This window comes from Nonomuraea sp. NPDC047897 (assembly GCF_043204415.1).
GTDB lineage: Bacteria > Actinomycetota > Actinomycetes > Streptosporangiales > Streptosporangiaceae > Nonomuraea.
The window spans coordinates 291,447-309,285 of record NZ_JBIDCC010000010.1 but is presented as its reverse complement, the minus strand read 5'-3'; the positions used below and the strand labels follow the sequence as shown (position 1 = coordinate 309,285).

At 71.3% G+C, this 17,839-nt stretch carries 16 protein-coding genes; 9 read left to right on the top strand and 7 right to left on the bottom strand.

Annotated features, from left to right (window positions below; genetic code table 11):
* Window positions 1-957 (top strand): zinc-binding dehydrogenase, encoded by a 957-nt coding sequence (locus ACGF0J_RS24050; protein WP_393149198.1) that lies wholly within the window; start codon window positions 1-3, stop codon window positions 955-957.
* A gap of 44 nt (window positions 958-1,001) precedes the next feature.
* Here ACGF0J_RS24050 and ACGF0J_RS24045 read toward each other — a convergent pair whose 3' ends face one another.
* From ACGF0J_RS24045 to ACGF0J_RS24015, 7 genes are all read right to left on the bottom strand, one after another.
* Window positions 1,002-1,400: a hypothetical protein gene (locus ACGF0J_RS24045; protein WP_393149197.1), complete on the bottom strand. Its 399-nt coding sequence runs from the start codon at window positions 1,398-1,400 to the stop codon at window positions 1,002-1,004.
* Between the two features lie 87 nt (window positions 1,401-1,487).
* Complete coding sequence (locus ACGF0J_RS24040) at window positions 1,488-2,093, bottom strand: TetR/AcrR family transcriptional regulator (protein WP_393149196.1); 606 nt, start codon at window positions 2,091-2,093, stop codon at window positions 1,488-1,490.
* A 255-nt stretch (window positions 2,094-2,348) separates the two neighbouring features.
* Window positions 2,349-3,101 carry a PadR family transcriptional regulator gene (locus ACGF0J_RS24035; protein WP_393149195.1) on the bottom strand — a complete coding sequence of 251 codons (753 nt, stop codon included), beginning with the start codon at window positions 3,099-3,101 and terminating at the stop codon, window positions 2,349-2,351.
* Window positions 3,098-3,931 carry a DUF4097 domain-containing protein gene (locus tag ACGF0J_RS24030; protein ID WP_393149194.1) on the bottom strand — a complete coding sequence of 278 codons (834 nt, stop codon included), beginning with the start codon at window positions 3,929-3,931 and terminating at the stop codon, window positions 3,098-3,100. The genes ACGF0J_RS24035 and ACGF0J_RS24030 overlap by 4 nt, the downstream gene beginning before the upstream one ends.
* 89 nt (window positions 3,932-4,020) lie before the next feature.
* Window positions 4,021-4,197, bottom strand: a complete 177-nt coding sequence (locus ACGF0J_RS24025) for a DUF6104 family protein (protein WP_393149193.1) — start codon at window positions 4,195-4,197, stop codon at window positions 4,021-4,023.
* Between the two features lie 144 nt (window positions 4,198-4,341).
* Window positions 4,342-8,022 carry a multifunctional oxoglutarate decarboxylase/oxoglutarate dehydrogenase thiamine pyrophosphate-binding subunit/dihydrolipoyllysine-residue succinyltransferase subunit gene (locus tag ACGF0J_RS24020; RefSeq protein ID WP_393149192.1) on the bottom strand — a complete coding sequence of 1,227 codons (3,681 nt, stop codon included), beginning with the start codon at window positions 8,020-8,022 and terminating at the stop codon, window positions 4,342-4,344.
* A 204-nt stretch (window positions 8,023-8,226) separates the two neighbouring features.
* Entirely contained in the window at window positions 8,227-8,880 is a 654-nt protein-coding gene (locus ACGF0J_RS24015; protein WP_393149191.1) for a B3/4 domain-containing protein, read from the bottom strand.
* A 74-nt stretch (window positions 8,881-8,954) separates the two neighbouring features.
* Here ACGF0J_RS24015 and ACGF0J_RS24010 point away from each other — a divergent pair, with 74 nt between their 5' ends.
* The 8 genes from ACGF0J_RS24010 (at window position 8,955) to ACGF0J_RS23975 (ending at window position 17,828) form a co-directional block, all read left to right on the top strand.
* A complete protein-coding gene (locus ACGF0J_RS24010; protein ID WP_393149190.1) occupies window positions 8,955-9,548 on the top strand; it encodes a helix-turn-helix domain-containing protein in 594 nt (197 codons plus the stop codon).
* A complete protein-coding gene (locus tag ACGF0J_RS24005) occupies window positions 9,545-10,840 on the top strand; it encodes an MFS transporter (protein WP_393149189.1) in 1,296 nt (431 codons plus the stop codon). The genes ACGF0J_RS24010 and ACGF0J_RS24005 overlap by 4 nt, the downstream gene beginning before the upstream one ends.
* A gap of 35 nt (window positions 10,841-10,875) precedes the next feature.
* Window positions 10,876-11,943: an MBL fold metallo-hydrolase gene (locus tag ACGF0J_RS24000; RefSeq protein ID WP_393149188.1), complete on the top strand. Its 1,068-nt coding sequence runs from the start codon at window positions 10,876-10,878 to the stop codon at window positions 11,941-11,943.
* A gap of 72 nt (window positions 11,944-12,015) precedes the next feature.
* The gene (locus tag ACGF0J_RS23995; protein WP_393149187.1) at window positions 12,016-12,888 is read left to right on the top strand and encodes an SDR family oxidoreductase; all 873 of its coding nucleotides are present in this window, start codon (window positions 12,016-12,018) and stop codon (window positions 12,886-12,888) included.
* Between the two features lie 147 nt (window positions 12,889-13,035).
* Window positions 13,036-14,193, top strand: a complete 1,158-nt coding sequence (locus ACGF0J_RS23990; protein ID WP_393149186.1) for an ROK family transcriptional regulator — start codon at window positions 13,036-13,038, stop codon at window positions 14,191-14,193.
* A 13-nt stretch (window positions 14,194-14,206) separates the two neighbouring features.
* The gene (locus ACGF0J_RS23985) at window positions 14,207-15,748 is read left to right on the top strand and encodes a sugar ABC transporter ATP-binding protein (RefSeq protein WP_393149185.1); all 1,542 of its coding nucleotides are present in this window, start codon (window positions 14,207-14,209) and stop codon (window positions 15,746-15,748) included.
* The gene (locus tag ACGF0J_RS23980; RefSeq protein ID WP_393149184.1) at window positions 15,748-16,743 is read left to right on the top strand and encodes an ABC transporter permease; all 996 of its coding nucleotides are present in this window, start codon (window positions 15,748-15,750) and stop codon (window positions 16,741-16,743) included. The genes ACGF0J_RS23985 and ACGF0J_RS23980 overlap by 1 nt, the downstream gene beginning before the upstream one ends.
* Window positions 16,740-17,828 (top strand): ABC transporter substrate-binding protein, encoded by a 1,089-nt coding sequence (locus ACGF0J_RS23975; protein WP_393149183.1) that lies wholly within the window; start codon window positions 16,740-16,742, stop codon window positions 17,826-17,828. The genes ACGF0J_RS23980 and ACGF0J_RS23975 overlap by 4 nt, the downstream gene beginning before the upstream one ends.
* The last annotated feature ends 11 nt before the right edge of the window (window positions 17,829-17,839 follow it).

The window sequence follows — 17,839 nt, the reverse complement described above, 5'->3', positions numbered from 1 at the left end:
ATGTTCGCCGTAACCGCCACACAGACCGATCCCGACAATCCTCTGGCCGGGCTGACGCTCGGCGAACGTCCGGAACCGGAGGTCCCGGACGGCTGGACCACCGTCGCCGTACGGGCCGCCGCGCTCAACCACCACGACCTGTGGACGCTCAAAGGAGTCGGCATCCGGCAGGACCGGTTGCCGATCGTGCTCGGCTGCGACGCGGCCGGCGTCGACGAGGACGGCAACGAGGTCATCGTGCACGCGGTGATCGGCGGCGGGGCCGACGAGACGCTGGATCCGAAGCGTTCGCTGCTGTCGGAGGTGCACGACGGCACCTTCGCCGAGCGGGTCGTCGTGCCGCGCCGCAACCTGGTGCCCAAACCGGCCGCGTTGACGTTCGAGCAGGCGGCGTGCCTGCCGACGGCGTGGCTGACGGCGTATCGCATGCTCTTCGACAAGGCGGGGCTGCAGCCCGGCGCCACCGTGCTCGTGCAGGGCGCCGGCGGCGGGGTCGCGACCGCGCTGATCGCGCTCGGCCGGGCGGGCGGCTACCGCGTCTGGGCGACCAGCCGGTCGGCCGACAAGCGGGAAAGGGCGTTGAAGCTCGGCGCCGACCGGGTGTTCGAGCCGGGTGCGCGGCTGCCCGAGCGGGTGGACGCGGTGATGGAGACGGTCGGGCAGGCCACCTGGGACCATTCGCTCAGGTCGCTTAGGCCGGGCGGCCGCATCGTCGTCTCCGGCGCCACCAGCGGCGCGGTGCCGCCGGCCGACCTCAACCGGGTCTTCTTCCTGCAGCTCTCGGTGGTCGGCTCGACCATGGGCACCCGCGACCAGCTCCAGCGCCTGGCGGTCTTCCTGGAGCAGACGGGGGTCCGCCCGGTCGTCGACCGGGCGCTGCCGCTCGCGCGGGCGCGCGACGGGTTCGCCGCGATGCACGAGGGGGAGGTCTTCGGGAAGATCGTCTTCACGGTCTGAAGGCAACCTCCGGATGAGGCGGCCTTCACGGTCTGAAGGCCGCCTCATCCGGAGGTGCGCCGCCGGGTGGTGAGGAAGGCGAGCACGAGGACAGCGGTCAGGGCTCCGTCCCAGGCTGCCGTGTCCGCCGCCCCGGGGGCGCCGCCGGTGGACAGGTAGGCCACGGCCGTGACGGTCAGCGCGGCCTTGTTGGCGATCAGCAGCGTCCACACCGAGACGTGCGTGTCCGGGCGCCAGGCCAGCACGCCGAACAGGCCGGCGCACAGGAACAGCCCGTACATGCGCCAGGTGTGCGCGATCAACGCCTCGGGCGCGGCGCCGGTCACCTCGCCGATCGCGGCGGCACCCGCCGCGGCGGCGGCGAGGGCGGCCAGGATCAGCAGCCCCCGCCCGGCCTGGTACCACCGGTTCGGGTGCGCGGTCTCGACGACGGATGATGCCATGGTTCTCTCCCGGAGACAGTGTGCGACAAGTTGTCGCCTTTAGAGAATCATGGCATGCGGCAGCCCTTCTGGCAACAGAATGTCGCGTTAGTGGGGTGTTGTGTCGAGCAGAGCGTCGACGATCCGGTCGGCATAGGCGGCGTCGATGGGTTCGGCGGTGACCAGCAGTCGCAGGAACAGCGGCGCGATGAGCCGTTCGATGAAGAAGTCGGCGTCGGTGCCGGGGGGCAGCTCGCCCCGCTCGATCCCGCGCCGCACGATCGCGCCGGCCAGGGCGAACCGCTCGCCCCAGAACGCCCGGCCGGCCACGGAGATCTCCGGCACCTGGCCCGCGTCGGAGACCAGCGTGCGGAGCAGGCCCTGCCCGTCGGGTGTGGAGATGTTCGCGACGATCGCGTGGGTGAGCCGGCGCAGGTCCTCGCGGAGCGAACCGGTGTCGGGCATCGGCACCGCCTGTCCGGTCTGGGCGAGCAGTGCCTCGGCGACGAGCTCTTCCTTGGTGGCCCAGCGGCGGTAGAGCGTCGCCCGGTGGACCTGCGCGCGGGTGGCGACCCGGTCGAAGCTCAGCTTCGAGTAGCCCGACTCGACGAGCTCGTCGAGCACGGCGCTGAGGATGGCCTCGTTGACGCGCGCGCTGCGTCCGCCGGGCCGCGTGCGCCGTTCGGGATCGCCTCGGCGGGACGGTGATGCCATGACGGCTCCCCTCAGATGTCCTATGGCGACACTATGTTGCCACAGTGTGGGAGGGTTGGAGGCTCTCGGCGATGCCGGGCTGCCGCCTCGGATGGAGGGAGAAGCGGCGGCAGTTACGTGTGGGGCGCGCCGAGGGAGGCGCCGTCGGGCGGCCAGGGGTGGGGGGTGGCGCCGTCGGACCGTCGGCGGTGGGGCGGAGGCCGGGGGGCGGGCGCGAGGCGAGGCGCTGCGCCGGGGAGCCGAGGCCGTATCTGATCACGGGCGGAGGGTGTCGCGGACGCGGTCGGCGGCCTGGTCGAGGACGACGCGGAGCCGGCCGAGGGTGTGCGGGGTGAGGCGGGACTCCGAGGCCTCCTCGCGGACCCTGGCCACGAAGTCGGCCAGCAGTCCGCCCAGCTCGGCGTCGAGGTCGGCGGCCTGGCCCGGACGGCCGGCGGTCGGGCCGCCGAGCGTGGACCAGATGTCGGCCCAGATCCTGCGCCACTCGCCGGTCAGCCGCTGGCTCTCGTCCTGCCACTGGTGGGCGTGGTCGCGCCACTGGTGCCGCTGCTGCTCCTTGAGCCGTTCGAGGTGGGCCCGCTGCTGTTCGCGCTCCCGTCCGGCGTCGGTCTTGGCGCCGACGCGGACGTCCTTGGCCATCCGGGTCAGCTCCTCGCGCAGCGACTTGACGGTGTCGCGGACGTCCTCCTTGACCTCGCGGGCGATGTCGCGCACCGAGGCGGAGATCTCCTGCTCCAGCTCGGCCAGCTCGTCCAGGCGGGCGTTGAGCTCCCCGCGGCCCTTGTCGGTGATGGAGAACACCTTCTTGCCGTCGATCACCTCGTGGGTGACCAGCCCTTCCTCCTCCAGGCGGGCCAGGCGCGGGTAGATGGTGCCGGGGGAGGGCGAGTAGACGCCGAGGAAGCGGTCCTGCAGCAGCCGGATCACCTCGTATCCGTGGCGCGGGCTCTCGTCCAGCAGCTTCAGCAGGTACAGCCGGAGCCGGCCGTGACCGAAGACAGGGCTCATGCGTTCTCCCCCTTGAGCAGCGTGACGTCGCCGGAGACCGTGATGGCCGACAGCGAGGCCATGCCGCCACCCAGCCGCCCCGACAGCGACTTTGAGCCGGGACGGTTCGCGTCGGACAGCTTGTCGAACGTGCTCACCAGACGGCCGGAGGTGGACCGGATGCTCACGTCCGTCTCCACGTCCTCCGGGAGCCTGACCAGGATGTCACCTGAGAGGCTGTTGAACGTCACATGCCCCGTCGGTCGCAGCTCCAGGTCGGCGGTGATGCGGCCGGAGACCGTGTGGGCGCGCAGCCGCCTGGGCACGCCGCCGGCCACGGTGAGATCGCCGGAGACGCTCTGGAAGGACAGGTCGCCCGCCATGGCCCGGCTCTCGACGCCGCCGGAGACCGTGGTGGCGGTCACCTCGCCGCTGACCCCGTCGAGCACGATGTCGCCGGCGGCGGACTTGACGCGGGTGACGTTCTCAAAGCCGGCCACGACGGCCGAGGCGGAGACCACCCCGGCGTTGACCGTGCAGCTCTTCGGCACGGTGAGCGTGACGACGCTCTCGCGGCGGGCGGTACGCAGCCAGCTCAGCACGCCCTCCCAGGTGAGGTCCTTGTAGGCGACGCCGAGCTGTCCGGAGTCCTCGTCGTAGGTGACGATCAGCGGGGCGGAGTCGATGCTGGAGACCTCCAGCGTCGGTAGGCCTTCGCTGGCCAGCACGGCCAGCCTGCCCGCGACGATCCGGACGTCCAGTGCTGTCACGGGCCCGAACGTCAGGTGCTCGGGCCCTTCGATCGTCCACTGCCGCATGATGCGCGCCCCTTCGTCCCCGGCAACCGTCACGACAACACGATATGTCGCGAGTGATGGAAACTCAAGATGTATCGCGTCTGAGGATCGACCCCAGCCTCGCCGGGGCGTGTCTCGGGGGGTTACTCGTCCTCGTCGTCGAGGCGGGCGAGCCACGTGGCCAGCCGCTCCACCGGGACCTCGAACTCAGGGTTGAGGTCGACGAACTCGCGCAGCCGCTCGCCGAGCCAGAGCAGGCTGACCTCCTCCTCACCCCGCCTCTCGACGAGCTCCTCGATCCCCCGGTCGGTGAAGTACATCGTGCTCCGTTTCGGGTCGTGCATGCGTGCGTGCCGGGCCGCCGGCGCGTTCCACGCCTCACTCTAGGCCGTCCCGGTGGCGGCCCCGCCAACGGGAAGACCCCCGCGCGACCTGGGCCGCGCGGGGGTCTCGTGGTGCCGTGATCAGCCGAAGACCTGGCCGAGGATCTCCTGCAGCTCGGCCTCGTGGGCGGCGTGCGAGCCGACCGCGGGGGAGCTGTTGGGGGTCCGCGAGACCCGGCGCAGCGAGCGCCCGCCGAGCAGTTGCGGGTCCTCCGCGAGCTTCAGCGCCAGGTAGGGCCACGGGCCCATGTTGACCGGCTCGTCCTGGACCCAGACCAGCTCCACCTGCGAGCCGTAGCGGGCCAGCTCGGCAGCCAGCTCGTCGGCCGGGAACGGGTAGAGCCGCTCCAGCCGGACGAGCGCGACGTCGTCGCGGCCCGTCTCGTCGCGCTTGGCCGCCAGGTCGTAGTAGACCTTGCCGGAGCTGAGCGCCACCCTGGTGACCTTGCCCGGGTCGACCTTCGTGTCGGACAGCACCGGCTGGAAGGTGCCCGAGACGAAGTCGTCGGCCTTGGACGTCGCCGCCTTGTGCCGCAGCAGCGACTTGGGCGTGAAGACCACCAGCGGGCGGTGCCGGCCGGACTCGACCTGCCAGCGCAGCAGGTGGAAGTAGTTGGCCGGGGTTGTCGGCTGCGCGACCGTCATGTTGTCGAGCGCGCAGACCTGCAGGAACCGCTCGATGCGGGCCGAGGAGTGGTCGGGACCCTGCCCCTCGTAGCCGTGCGGCAGCAGCAGCACGACGCCGGACTTCTGGCCCCACTTCTGCTCACCGGACGAGATGAACTCGTCGATGATCGTCTGTGCGCCGTTGACGAAGTCGCCGAACTGCGCCTCCCAGAGGACCAGGGCGTCGGGACGCACGACGCTGTAGCCGTACTCGAAGCCGAGCGCCGCGAACTCGCTGAGCAGCGAGTCGTAGACGTAGAACTTCGTGGTGCCCTGGTTGAAGCTCTTCAGCGGCGTGTGCTCGGCGCCGGTCATCCGGTCGACCAGCACCGCGTGGCGCTGGGTGAACGTGCCGCGCCGGGAGTCCTGGCCCACCAGGCGGACCGGATGGCCGTCGATGAGCAGGGAGCCGAACGCGAGCGTCTCGCCCATCGCCCAGTCGATCGTGCCCTGCTCGACCATCTGGCCACGCCGCTGCAGCACCGGCGCCAGGCGCGGATGCGGGGTGAAGCCCTCAGGCAGGTTGAGCTGGGTGTCGACGATCCGCTTGAGCGTCTCGTCGCTGATCGCGGTGGGCGTGTCGTCGTGCGACCACTTGACGACCTCGGTGGGCGGCACGCGCATCTCGCCCGCCTCGTGCGGCTTCTTGGCCGCCTCGCGGGTCTCGGTGAACGCCTGCTCCAGCTTGGCCTGGTAGTCGCGCAGCGCCTGCTCGGCCTCCTCGACCGTGATGTCGCCCCGGCCGATCAGCGCCTCGGTGTAGAGCTTGCGGGTCGAGCGCTTGGCGTCGATCAGGTCGTACATCAGCGGCTGGGTGAAGGCGGGGTTGTCGCCCTCGTTGTGGCCGCGCCGGCGGTAGCAGATGAGGTCGATGACCACGTCCTTGCGGAACGCCTGGCGGTACTCGTAGGCGAGCTGGCCCACCCGCACCACGGCCTCGGGGTCGTCGCCGTTGACGTGGAAGATGGGCGCCTGGATCATCCGGGCCACGTCGGTCGCGTAGACGCTCGACCGGGACGAGGCCGGCGAGGTGGTGAAGCCCACCTGGTTGTTGACCACGACGTGCACGGTGCCGCCGGTGCGGTAGCCGCGCAGCTGCGACAGGTTGAGCGTCTCGGCCACGACGCCCTGGCCGGCGAAGGCCGCGTCGCCGTGGATGAGCACCGGCAGGACGGTGAAGCCCTCCTCGCCGCGCTCCAGCAGGTCCTGCTTGGCGCGCACGACGCCCTCGAGCACCGGGTCGACCGCCTCCAGGTGGGAGGGGTTGGCCACGACCGAGGCGGTGATGGTCTTGCCGCTCGGCGCGGTGAACTCGCCGGTCGCGCCCAGGTGGTACTTCACGTCGCCGGACCCGTGCGCCGTGCGCGGGTCGATGTTGCCCTCGAACTCGCCGAAGATCTGCGCGTAGGACTTGCCGACGATGTTGGCCAGCACGTTGAGCCGGCCGCGGTGGGCCATGCCGATGACGACCTCGTCGAGGTCCTCGTCGGCGGCGTCGCTGATCACCGAGTCGAGCAGCGGGATCAGTGACTCGCCGCCCTCCAGCGAGAAGCGCTTCTGGCCGACGAACTTCGTCTGCAGGAACGTCTCGAACGCCTCGGCGGTGTTGAGCCGCGACAGGATGTTGAGCTGCTCGTCGCGCTCGGGCGAGGCGTGCGGCTTCTCCACCCGCGCCTGGATCCAGGCCCGCTCCTCGGGGTTCTGGATGTGCATGTACTCGATGCCGACCGTGCGGCAGTAGGAGTCGCGCAGCACGCCCAGGATCTCGCGCAGCTTCATCAGCGGCCGGCCGCCGAAGCCGCCGGTGGCGAACTCGCGCTCCAGGTCCCACAGGGTCAGGCCGTGGGACTGGATGTCGAGGTCGGGGTGCTTGCGCTGCTTGTACTCCAGCGGGTCGGTCTCGGCCATGAGGTGGCCGCGCACCCGGTAGGCGTGGATGAGCTCCAGCACCCGGGCCGACTTCGCCACGTCGTCGTCGTGGGAGGTCGAGATGTCCTGGACCCAGCGGACCGGCTCGTAGGGGATCCGCAGCGCCTCGAAGATCTCGTCGTAGAAGCCGTCCTCGCCGAGCAGCAACCGGTGGATCTGGCGCAGGAAGTCGCCCGACTGGGCGCCCTGGATGATCCGGTGGTCGTAGGTGCTGGTCAGCGTCATGACCTTGGAGACGGCCAGCCGTGACAGCGTGTCGGGCGAGGCCCCCTGGTATTCGGCCGGGTACTCCATCGCGCCGACGCCGATGATCGTGCCCTGGCCGGGCATGAGACGCGGCACGGAGTGGACGGTGCCGATCGTGCCCGGGTTGGTCAGCGAGATCGTGGTGCCGGCGAAGTCGTCGACGCCCAGCTTGCCGCCGCGCGCCTTGCGGACGACCTCCTCGTAGGCCATCCAGAACTGCCGGAAGTCCATCTGCTCGGCGCCCTTGATGGAGGGCACGAGGAGCTGGCGCTCACCGTTGCTCTTCTGGACGTCGATGGCCAGGCCCAGGCCGACGTGCTCCGGCTTGATCAGGGTGGGCTTGCCGTCGACCTCCGTGTAGGAGTAGTTCATCTCCGGCATGGCCCGCAGCGCCTTGACGATCGCGAAACCGATCAGGTGCGTGAAGGAGACCTTGCCGCCGCGTCCCCGCTTGAGGTGATTGTTGATCACGATGCGGTTGTCGATCAGCAGCTTGGCCGGGATGGCCCGGACACTGGTCGCGGTCGGCACCGACAGCGACATGTCCATGTTGGCGGCCGTGCGCGCGGCTGCGCCGCGCAGCTTGACCTCCTCGGCGCCCTTGGGCACCGGTGCGGCAGGCTGCTTCGGCTTGGCGGCCTGCCCGTCGGCCGCCGCGGCGGGTGCCACGGCGGGGGCCGGCTGCCGGCCGGCCTTCGGGGCCGCTGCGGCGGGAGAGGGCGCGGTCATCGTGCCGTTCGCCGCCTCCTTGGCAGGGGTGCGGCCCGGTCCATAGTCGGGGTTGTAGTCAGCGAAGAAGTTCCACCAGGCCTTGTCGACCGACTCGGGATCCTGGAGGTACTTCTGGTACAGCTCGTCGACAAGCCACTCGTTCTGGCCAAAGCTTGCCAGCGGGTTTGTCCGCGACGACTCAGACGACACGGCGGAAATCGCCCTCTTCCGCAGATCGGCGTTGATGTAAGAGAACCTGTCCAAGGTTACTCGTCCTGCCCGGCAACGCGCGCCGGGGTGGGCGTGCGACCTGTCTCGATCCTCTCAGGACTGTCCAAAGAGGTCACGCCCCCCTAGTCAATCAGGGTGGTGTGGCGACGGTTGCTGTTTGGTATCAACGCCGGGACAGGGGGTTTATTTCCCTCCGGACAGCAACCGCGTGGTGATGCGAACCCCGGGCGCCAGCTCGGACAGGAGGTCGGCCAGCTCCTCTCCGGCGGTCTTGAGCTCCTCCATGGTCATCGGCTCCAGCCGTTCGAGGATGAACAGGGCGTTGACCGTCTCCTCGGTGATGCGGGTGCGGACGCCCTGCCGCCAGTTCCACCGGCGGCAGGTGACGCCCGCGTCGTCGCGCCAGATCACCTCGCCGGGCTCGGGGGTGCCGAGCGGCTCCTCCGAGGCCTCGTCTCCGGCCGCCCGCACCAGCCGGGCGGGGCCGGAGTAGCGGTCGAGGTCCTCTCCGCCGATCGGCAGGGCGTGCTTGACGCTGATGGCGTTGTAGGCGTCGACGACCCGGTTGATCTCCGGCAGGGGCAGGCGCCGGGTGAGGGCGTCGACCGAGGGCCGGGTGCGCGAGGGCTTGGCCCCGAACGTCCGGTAGGCGTCGCGCCACGCCTCGATCTTGTCGGGCTGCGGGTCCCGGGCGGCGGCGTCGGCGGCGCCGGCCAGCCAGGCGCGGGTGCGATCGTCGGTCGGCCCGTTGCGCAGGCCGTGCGCCGTCAGGAGCAGCACGGCGAAGTCGGGGCGCAGCGCGTGGATCGAGTCGTCCACCCGGATGTCGTCAAGCATGCGGCCAGTCTAGTGAGGACCGGAAGTCGCAAAATTTGCTTTGCAAAAATATCTTTGCGGTCTATGGTGCTCGTATGGAGGAGTCCTACGAGATCAGCGATCCGAGGGTGCTGAAGGTGGTGGCGCACCCGCTGCGGGTGCGGCTGCTCGGCCTGCTGCGCTCCGACGGCCCGGCGACGGCCAGCGAGCTGGGCCGCGCGGTGGGGGAGAGCTCCGGCTCGACCAGCTACCACCTGCGCGAGCTGGCCAGGTACGGCTTCATCGAGGAGGACCCGGAGCAGCCTGACGGCAGGAAGCGGCGCTGGCGGTCCCGGCACCGCTACACCTCGTGGGACAACCGGCGGATGCACGCCACCCCGGAGGGCCGGGAGGCGGTCGGCATCATGCAGGCTCGGCAGGTGGAGGTGCTGGTCCAGGCGATGCGGTCGTTCGACGAGGCGGACTGGCCGGCCGAGTGGCTGACGGCGGCGGGGATGAGCGACGACATGGTCATGCTCCCGGCCGAGGGGGTGTGCGAGCTGAACGACCGGATGGGCGCGCTGGTGCACGAGGTGGCGGCCCGCTACGCCGGCCATCCCGACGCCGCGCTGGTCCAGGTCTGGCGGGCCGCCTGGCCTCGTGAGCGGGTCATCGAGGCCGCCGGCCGCGAGGAGGAGGAGGAGAGGTGACCGCGCGATCGGCGCTGCGGCGCTACCTGCTCGTCTGCTTCCTGACCTGGCTGCCGGCGGGGCTCATGCTCACCTCGATGGTGCTGCTCATGGCCGAACGCGGGCTCACCCTCGCCGAGATCGGCCTGGTGTTCACCGTCTTCTCCCTCGTCACCGTCTGCCTGGAGTTACCCACGGGCGGGCTGGCCGACGTGGTCGGCCGGCGGGTGGTGCTGGCGGTGTCCGCCGGGTTCACCGTCGCCGCGCTCGCCCTCATGGCCGTGTCCACGACGTTCTGGATGTTCCTGCTGACCGGCGTGCTCAAGGGGGTGGCCCGGGCGCTGTCCAGCGGCCCGGCCACCGCCTGGTACGTCGACACGCTGCATGACCTGGAGGGCCCCGGGGCCGATCTCAAGCCCGGGCTGGCCCGCGGCGGGGCGCTGGAGTCGGTGGCGCTGTGCGTGGGCGTGCTGGCGGGCGGGTTCGTGCCGCTCGTGGCGCCGGGTCACCTGGTGCTGCCGCTGGCGGTGCCGCCGATGCTGGGTGCGCTGGCGGCGGCCGTGCTGCTGGTCGTGGTGGTGCTGGCGCTGCCCGAGCCGTCCCATGCCCGGCTGCCGCTGGACGGGATGCTGCGCGCCGTGCCCGCCACCGTGGCCGCGAGCGTGCGGCTGGTCACGGGCCACGTGGTGCTGCGCCGCCTGGTCGTGTTCTACCTGGTCTCGGGCATGGTGTTGACGGCGATCGAGCTGCTCACCCCGGGCCGGCTGGCCCAGCTCGCCGGTACGGCGGAGCGCGGGAGCGCCGCGTACGCCGTCGTCGCGGCCCTCGGCTTCGCCGGCAGCGCGGTGGGCAGCGCCCTGGCCCCGTGGGCGGCGCGGACGGCCGGCGGCTCGGCGCGCGGCGGGGCGGCGGGGGTCGTGCTGACGGCGCTGTCCGTCGGCGTCCTGGCCGCCACGGCCGGCCTCGACGGCGCGGCGGGGCTGGTGGGCGCCGGCGGGGCCTACGTCGTCATGTTCGTGGGGATGTCGGTGACCTTCGTGCTCTGCCTGGAGATGACCCACGACGCGGTGCCCGCCGCGCAGCGCACCGCGGTCTCCTCGGCGGGCTCGCTGGCGCAGCAGGCGGGCGGCGCCGTCTCCAACCTGGGCTTCGGCGTGCTGGCCGGCCAGACGGGCGTGGCCGCGGCGTGGGCGCTGGCGGCCACGCTGGCGGGCGTGTCGGCGCTGGTCTTCGTCGGGATGCCCCGGTCGGATCGGACGCGCGCGGGGCGCGACGGGAAGCGGCCCGCCGCGTCCCGAAAGGCTGCCCAGTAGAACATCATTCGGGAAATACGTGCACAATCAAGGTCATGGCGAAGTACGTGGTGACCCCGTCCAGCGAGAAGCAGCACGCGGCGTGGCGGAGCGGCGTGATCCCGGAGGTGGAGCGGGTGCGGCCCGGGCTGTGGTCGATCCCGGTGCCCATCCCGGTCAACCCGCTCCGGTACGTCCTCGTCTACGCGCTGGAGCTGCCCGACGGGGTGGCCATCGTGGACGCGGGCTGGAACACCGACGAGGCGTACGCGGCGCTGGCCGCCGGGCTGGGCACGGCCGGGTACGCGATCACCGACGTCAAGGGCGTGCTCGTCACCCACATCCACCCCGACCACTACGGGCTGGCCGGCCGCGTCCGGGAGGTGTCGGGCGCCTGGATCGCGCTGCACCCGGCCGACGCCGCCCTCGTCCACGAACGCTACGACGACGACGCCATCGACTCCCTCGTACGCAGGGAACGGGCACTGCTCGGCCGGGCCGGAGTTCCCGCCGGGACGCTGGACGAGCTGGCCGGGGCGTCGATGATGATCAGGCATCTGGTGGCGACCGCCAAGCCGGACCGGCTGGTCGAGGACGGCGACCAACTCGACCTGCCCGGCTGGGACCTGCGGGCCCTGTGGACCCCCGGCCACTCGCCCGGCCATCTGTGCTTCGTGTCGCCGTCGCGCAGGCTGCTCTTCTCCGGCGACCACGTCCTGGCCAAGATCACTCCGATCGTGGCGGTGCACCCGCAGTCGCGGCCCAACCCGCTGGCCGACTACCTCGACTCGCTGGCCGCCGTGGGCAAGCTGGACATCGAGGAGGTGCTGCCCGCGCACGAGTACCGGTTCGCGGACCTGGCGGGCCGGGTCGGGTACGTCGTGGCGCACCACGAGGAGCGGCTGGCGGAGATCGAGGCCGTGCTCGCCGCCGGCGGCGGGGGGATCACCTGCTGGGACACGGCGACCCGGCTCACCTGGTCGCAGGACTGGGCGACGTTCCCGCCGTTCATGCGCCGCGCCGCCACCAACGAGACGCTGGCGCACCTCGTCTGGCTGGAGGACCGCGGACGGGTGACCCGGGTGCCGGGCGAGCCGGACCTGTGGTTCCCCGGCCCGTCGTGACGATCGGCAGGAGCGCCGTGGCCGGGTTATGGTGCTCGTACTAGAACGTTGTTCTCCTTCTGTGGAGGTTCGATGCTTCGGTTCGATGACAGGGTCGCGATCATCACAGGGGCCGGGCACGGCCTCGGCAGGGCGCACGCCCTCCTGCTCGCCGAGCGGGGGGCCAAGGTCGTCGTCAACGACCTCGGCGGCGCGCTCGACGGCACCGGCGCCTCGGCGGGACCGGCCGCCGAGGTGGTCGAACTGATCACCAAGAACGGCGGCCGGGCGATCGCGAACGCCGACGACGTCGCCACCCCCGAGGGCGCCGGCGCGATCGTCCAGGCGGCGCTCGACGCGTTCGGCCGGGTCGACATCGTCGTGAACAACGCGGGCATCCTGCGTGACAAGTCGTTCGGCAAGATGACGGTCGAGGAGTTCGACGCGGTCCTGGCCGTGCATGTCCGCGGCTCCTACCTGGTCAGCCGGGCGGCCTACCCGTACATGAAGGAGGCGGGCTACGGCCGCGTCGTCAACACCTCCAGCCCGGCCGGCCTGTTCGGCAACTTCGGCCAGGCCAACTACTCCACGGCCAAGATGGGCCTGGTCGGGCTGACCAGGACGCTCGGCATCGAGGGGGCGCGCAACGGCATCAGGGCCAACGCCATCGCGCCGGTCGCCTGGACGCGGATGACCGAGTCGCTGCTGCCGGCGGAGTTCGAGGCGAAGTTCACCCCCGAGCGGGTCAGCGCCCTGGTCGCCTACCTCGTGCACGACTCGTGCGAGGTGAGCGGCGAGGTGTTCACCGTCGGCGGCGGCCGGGTGGCGCGGGTGTTCGTGGCGGAGGGGCCGGGCTGGCGCTCGGACGAGCCGACCCCGGAGGCGATCTCCGACAACTGGGCGGCGGTCATGGCCGAGCAGCCCTACGTCCTTACGGCCGCCGACTCGATGAAGGCGATGCTCTAGCACTGCTCCAGCACTGCTCCAGCATGCGATCACCCGGGGCGCCATGTCGACAAAAAGCGACCTTTGTTCGAGCATCGACGAAACTAGGCGGAGTTCGTACGTTTCAAGGTCTTGATTTGGCGTATCCGCGATCTTATTGTCGGCGGCATGACCCCCACCCCGGGCTCGCCCGGTGACGTCCTCACCCTGATCGGCGCGGGATCGGCGACGACCCGCTCCGATCTGGCGCGGCTCACCGGCCTGGCCAGGTCCACCATCTCCCAGCGCGTCGACGCGCTCATCGAGAACGGCCTGGTGGAGGAGACCGAGAACGGCGAGTCCACCGGTGGCCGCCCGCCCCGCCAGCTTCGCCTGAACACCGACGGCCACGCGTTCGCCGGCGTCGACCTCGGCGCGACCCACTGCCGGGTCGCGCTGATGGACATGTCCGGCAGCGTCCTGGCCGAGTGCGAGGACCCGCTGCTGGTCGCCGAAGGACCCGAAGTGGTCCTGGCCCACGTGGACGGGCGGCTCGACCGGCTGCTCGCCGAGGCCGGCCGCCCCCGCACGGCGCTGCGCGCGATCGGCATGGGGGTGCCCGGACCGGTGGAGTTCGCGACGGGCCGGCCCAACAACCCGCCGATCATGCCCGGCTGGAACGACTACCCGATCCCCGAGCACTTCGCCGGCTGCACCGTCCTGGTCGACAACGACGTCAACGTCATGGCCCTCGGCGAGCAGCGCAACTCCTTCCCCGGCGTCCGGCACCTGCTGTTCGTCAAGATCGGCACCGGCATCGGCTGCGGCATCGTCGCCGAGGGCAGGCTCCACCGCGGCGCGCAGGGCTCGGCCGGCGACATCGGCCACATCCGGGTGTCCGGCCACGAGGACGCCGGCTGCCGCTGCGGCAACAGCGCCTGCCTGGAGGCCGTCGCCGGCGGGGCGGCCGTCGCCCGCAGGCTCACCGAGCTCGGCACGCCCGCCGAGACCGGCGCCGACGTGGTCGCCCTGGTGCAGGCCGGCGACACCCAGGCGCTCCGCCTGGTCAGAGAGGCCGGCCGGCTCGTCGGCGAGGTCCTCGCCGGCCTGGTCAACTTCTTCAACCCCGAGGTCATCGTCATCGGCGGCGCCCTGTCCCGCGTCCACGAACACCTGCTCGCGGGCATCAAGGAGACCGTCTACCGCAGGTCGCTGCCGCTGGCCACCCACCACCTGTCGATCGTGCCGAGCCGCACCGGGATCAACGCCGCCGCCCTGGGCGCCGGGATCCTCGCCATCGAGCACTACCTGTCACCCGACAACGTCAACCGCCTCGTCACCACCTGACAAGGAGGCCCCGATGCTGGTCATGCGGGGAATCGTCAAGCAGTTCCCGGGCGTGCGCGCGCTCGACGGGGTGGACCTCGACGTCCAGGCCGGCGAGGTGCACTGCCTGCTCGGCCAGAACGGCGCCGGCAAGTCCACCCTGATCAAGGTGCTGGCCGGCGCGCACCGCCCCGACGAGGGCACCATCGAGCTCAACGGCGCCCACGTCAGCCCCGCCGGCCCGATCGACGCCATCCGGCTCGGCATCGCCACCATCTACCAGGAGCTCGACCTCGTCGACGGGCTGAGCGTGGCCGACAACGTCTTCCTCGGCCACGAGCACGCCCGCCTCGGCTTCACCAACCGCGCCGCCGGCCACCGCGCCGCCCACGAGGTGCTGGCCCGCCTCGGCCACCCCGAGATCCGCCCCGCCACCGAGGTCGGCAGGCTCTCCCCGGCGGCCAAGCAGGTGGTCTCGATGGCCCGCGCCCTGTCCCACGACGCCCGCCTGATCGTCATGGACGAGCCGTCGGCCGCCCTCGCCCACGACGAGGTGGCCAACCTCTTCCGCATCATCCGCGAGCTGACCGCCCAGGGCGTCGCCGTCGTCTACATCTCCCACCGGCTGGAGGAGATCCGCGAGATCGGCGACCGCGTCACCGTGCTCAAGGACGGCCGGACGGTCGCGGTCGGCCTGCCCGCCGGCGACACGCCGACCAACGACATCGTCTCCCTGATGACCGGCCGCAACGTCGAGTACGTCTTCCCGCCCCGCGCCGCCCGCGCACCCGGCGAGGAGGTGCTGCGGGTCGAGGACCTGACCTCGCCGGACGCGTTCGCGGACGTGTCGTTCTCCGTGCGGGCGGGCGAGATCGTCGGCCTCGCCGGGCTCGTCGGCTCCGGCCGCTCGGAGATCCTGGAAGCGGTGTACGGGGCCAGGGACGCCTCCGGCCGCGTCGTGCTCGGCGGCGAACCGCTGCACGCCGGCGGCGCGCTGCGGGCCCTGCGGCGGGGCGACCTGCTGGGGGCGGTACGCCGCGGCGGCGTGGTCCGGTCCGTACGGCGCGGCATGGGCCTCGCCCCCGAGGAGCGCAAGGCGCAGGCGCTGCTCCTCGACCAGAGCGTCACCGCCAACATCACCCTGGGCAGCCTGCCGGAGTTCGCCCGGCTCGGCTGGCTGGACCGCGGCCGCGAGAAGGCGGAGGCGCGGCGGCTCGTGGAGGCGCTCGACATCCGTCCCCGCGACCCCGAACGCCCGGTCAACACCCTGTCGGGCGGCAACCAGCAGAAGGCCGTGCTGGCCCGCTGGCTGCTCGGCGGGCGCCGGCTGCTCCTGCTCGACGAGCCGACCAGGGGCGTGGACGTCGGCGCCCGGGCCGAACTGTACGCGGTGATCCGCGGCCTGGCCGACCAGGGCATCGGCGTGCTGCTCGTCTCCAGCGAGGTGCCCGAGGTGCTCGGGCTGGCCGACCGCGTCCTGGTGCTGCGCGAGGGCTCGGTCATCCACCAGGGCGACGCGCAGGACCTCGACGAGCACCGCGTGCTCGACATGATCATGGATGGGAGAGCCGCCTGATGGCAGACACGGGAAACACCTCCGCGGTCGTGGCGGGACCCGGCGCGCTACGCCGCTTCGGCGAGATGCGCCATCTCGGCCTGCTGGTCGCGATCGCGCTCCTCGTCCTGGTCGGCCTCATCACCAAACCCGACAACTTCGCCACCGCCTCCAACCTCGTCAGCGTCCTGTCCTTGGCCGCCACCATCGGCGTGATCACCGTCGGGGCCACGTTCGTCATCATCGGCGGCGGCATCGACCTGTCCGTCGGCGCCATCATGGCCCTGGCGTCCGTCTGGGCGACGACGGTCGCCACCCAGGAGTTCGGGCCGTTCGTCATGGCGGTCTGCGCCATCCTCGTCGGCACCGGCGCCGGGCTCGTCAACGGCCTGCTCATCGCCTACGGGCGGCTGGTGCCGTTCATCGCCACGCTCGCCATGCTGGTCGCGGCACGCGGCCTCGCGCAGCGCATGTCCGACCGCAAGACGCAGCTCATCCAGACCGGCAACTCCGCCGTCGTGGAGCTGTCCACCACCCGCGTGCTCGGCATCCCGCTGCTCGTCTACATCTTCGCGCTGGTCGTCGTGCTCGGCTGGGTGCTGCTCAACCGCACCACGTTCGGCCGGCGCACCTACGCCGTCGGCGGCAACCCCGAAGCCGCCCGGCTGGCCGGCATCGACGTGCGCCGCCACACCATGCTCCTGTACGCCCTGTCCGGGCTGTGCTGCGGCATCGCGGCGATCCTCATCATGGCCCGCACCACGACGGGCTCCTCGACCCACGGCGACCTGTACGAACTCGACGCCATCGCCGCCGTGATCATCGGCGGCACCCTGCTCACCGGCGGCCGCGGCACGATCATCGGCTCCATCCTCGGCCTGCTGATCTTCACCCTCATCACCAACCTGTTCATCCTCAACGGCCTCAACACGAGCGACCAGCTCATCGCCAAGGGCCTGATCATCGTCGTCGCCGTCCTTCTCCAGCGGCGGAACCTGAAGGGGAGAGCAACATGACCGACCACAAGGCGACCGGCGTCCAGGCGACCGACAGGCTGCCCGACAAGGTGGCGCGCCGGGGATTCCTCGTCGGCGGAGCCGCCCTGCTGGCGGCCGGCTGCACCAGCAACGAGCCGTCCACCGCGCCCACCGGCGCCGCGCCCGCACCGGCGCCCGCCGCCAGCGGCAACGACCAGCCCGGCACCAAGGTCGTCATCGGCTTCTCCGCGCCCGCCGCCGACCACGGCTGGATCGCGGCCATCGCCAAGAACGCCGAGGCCACCGCCAAGCAGTACACCGACGTCGAATTCAAGCCGGTCGAGCCGACCAACGACATCAACCAGCAGATCTCCGCCGTCGAGTCGCTGATCGCGGCCAAGGTGGGCGCGCTGGTGATCCTGCCCAACGACGGCCAGCAGCTCAACCAGGTCGCCCGGCAGGCCACCGACGCCGGCATCCCGGTCATCAACCTCGACCGGGTCTTCCCCGACAAGCTGGCCTACCGGACGTGGATCGGCGGCGACAACTACGGCATGGGCGTCGCGGCCGGGCACTTCATCGGCAAGCAGCTCAAGGACAAGGGCGTGGCCAACCCCGTCATCGTCGAGATCCAGGGCATCGCCACCCTGCCGCTCACCCAGGACCGCAGCAAGGGCTTCGCCGACGCGCTCAAGACGTACGGCTTCAGCGTCACCGCCAAGCAGGACGCCAAGTTCACCGTCGAGACCGGCAACCAGGTGGCGGCCAGCCTCCTGCAGGCGCACAAGAAGATCGACGCGCTGTGGAACCACGACGACGACCAGGGCGTCGGCGTGCTCGCCGCCATCAAGGAGGCCGGGCGCGACGAGTTCGTCATGGTCGGCGGGGCCGGCTCGCTGAACGCCATGAAGGAGATCCAGTCGGGCTCCTCCGTGCTGCAGGCCACGGTCACCTACAGTCCCACGATGGCCTCTTCCGCGATCAAACTCGCCCGGCTGATCGCCCAGGGGAAGGGCATGAGTGACCTCGTGGAGAACCAAGTTCCGCAGTCCATCACGCTCGCTTCGGAGACCATTACCAAGGAGAACGTCGAGAAGTACCTGCCACTCGGGTTCGAGTCCTGATCGGGGGCTGC

Bases quoted from the DNA above. Each gene is read 5' to 3' on its own strand.
- ACGF0J_RS24050 (WP_393149198.1), top strand. From the start codon at position 1: ATGTTCGCCGTAACCGCCACACAGACCGATCCCGACAATCCTCTGGCC.
- ACGF0J_RS24045 (WP_393149197.1), bottom strand. From the start codon at position 1,400: ATGGCATCATCCGTCGTCGAGACCGCGCACCCGAACCGGTGGTACCAG.
- ACGF0J_RS24040 (WP_393149196.1), bottom strand. From the start codon at position 2,093: ATGGCATCACCGTCCCGCCGAGGCGATCCCGAACGGCGCACGCGGCCC.
- ACGF0J_RS24035 (WP_393149195.1), bottom strand. From the start codon at position 3,101: ATGAGCCCTGTCTTCGGTCACGGCCGGCTCCGGCTGTACCTGCTGAAG.
- ACGF0J_RS24025 (WP_393149193.1), bottom strand. From the start codon at position 4,197: ATGTACTTCACCGACCGGGGGATCGAGGAGCTCGTCGAGAGGCGGGGT.
- ACGF0J_RS24015 (WP_393149191.1), bottom strand. From the start codon at position 8,880: ATGCTTGACGACATCCGGGTGGACGACTCGATCCACGCGCTGCGCCCC.
- ACGF0J_RS24010 (WP_393149190.1), top strand. From the start codon at position 8,955: ATGGAGGAGTCCTACGAGATCAGCGATCCGAGGGTGCTGAAGGTGGTG.
- ACGF0J_RS24000 (WP_393149188.1), top strand. From the start codon at position 10,876: ATGGCGAAGTACGTGGTGACCCCGTCCAGCGAGAAGCAGCACGCGGCG.
- ACGF0J_RS23995 (WP_393149187.1), top strand. From the start codon at position 12,016: ATGCTTCGGTTCGATGACAGGGTCGCGATCATCACAGGGGCCGGGCAC.
- ACGF0J_RS23990 (WP_393149186.1), top strand. From the start codon at position 13,036: ATGACCCCCACCCCGGGCTCGCCCGGTGACGTCCTCACCCTGATCGGC.
- ACGF0J_RS23985 (WP_393149185.1), top strand. From the start codon at position 14,207: ATGCTGGTCATGCGGGGAATCGTCAAGCAGTTCCCGGGCGTGCGCGCG.
- ACGF0J_RS23980 (WP_393149184.1), top strand. From the start codon at position 15,748: ATGGCAGACACGGGAAACACCTCCGCGGTCGTGGCGGGACCCGGCGCG.
- ACGF0J_RS23975 (WP_393149183.1), top strand. From the start codon at position 16,740: ATGACCGACCACAAGGCGACCGGCGTCCAGGCGACCGACAGGCTGCCC.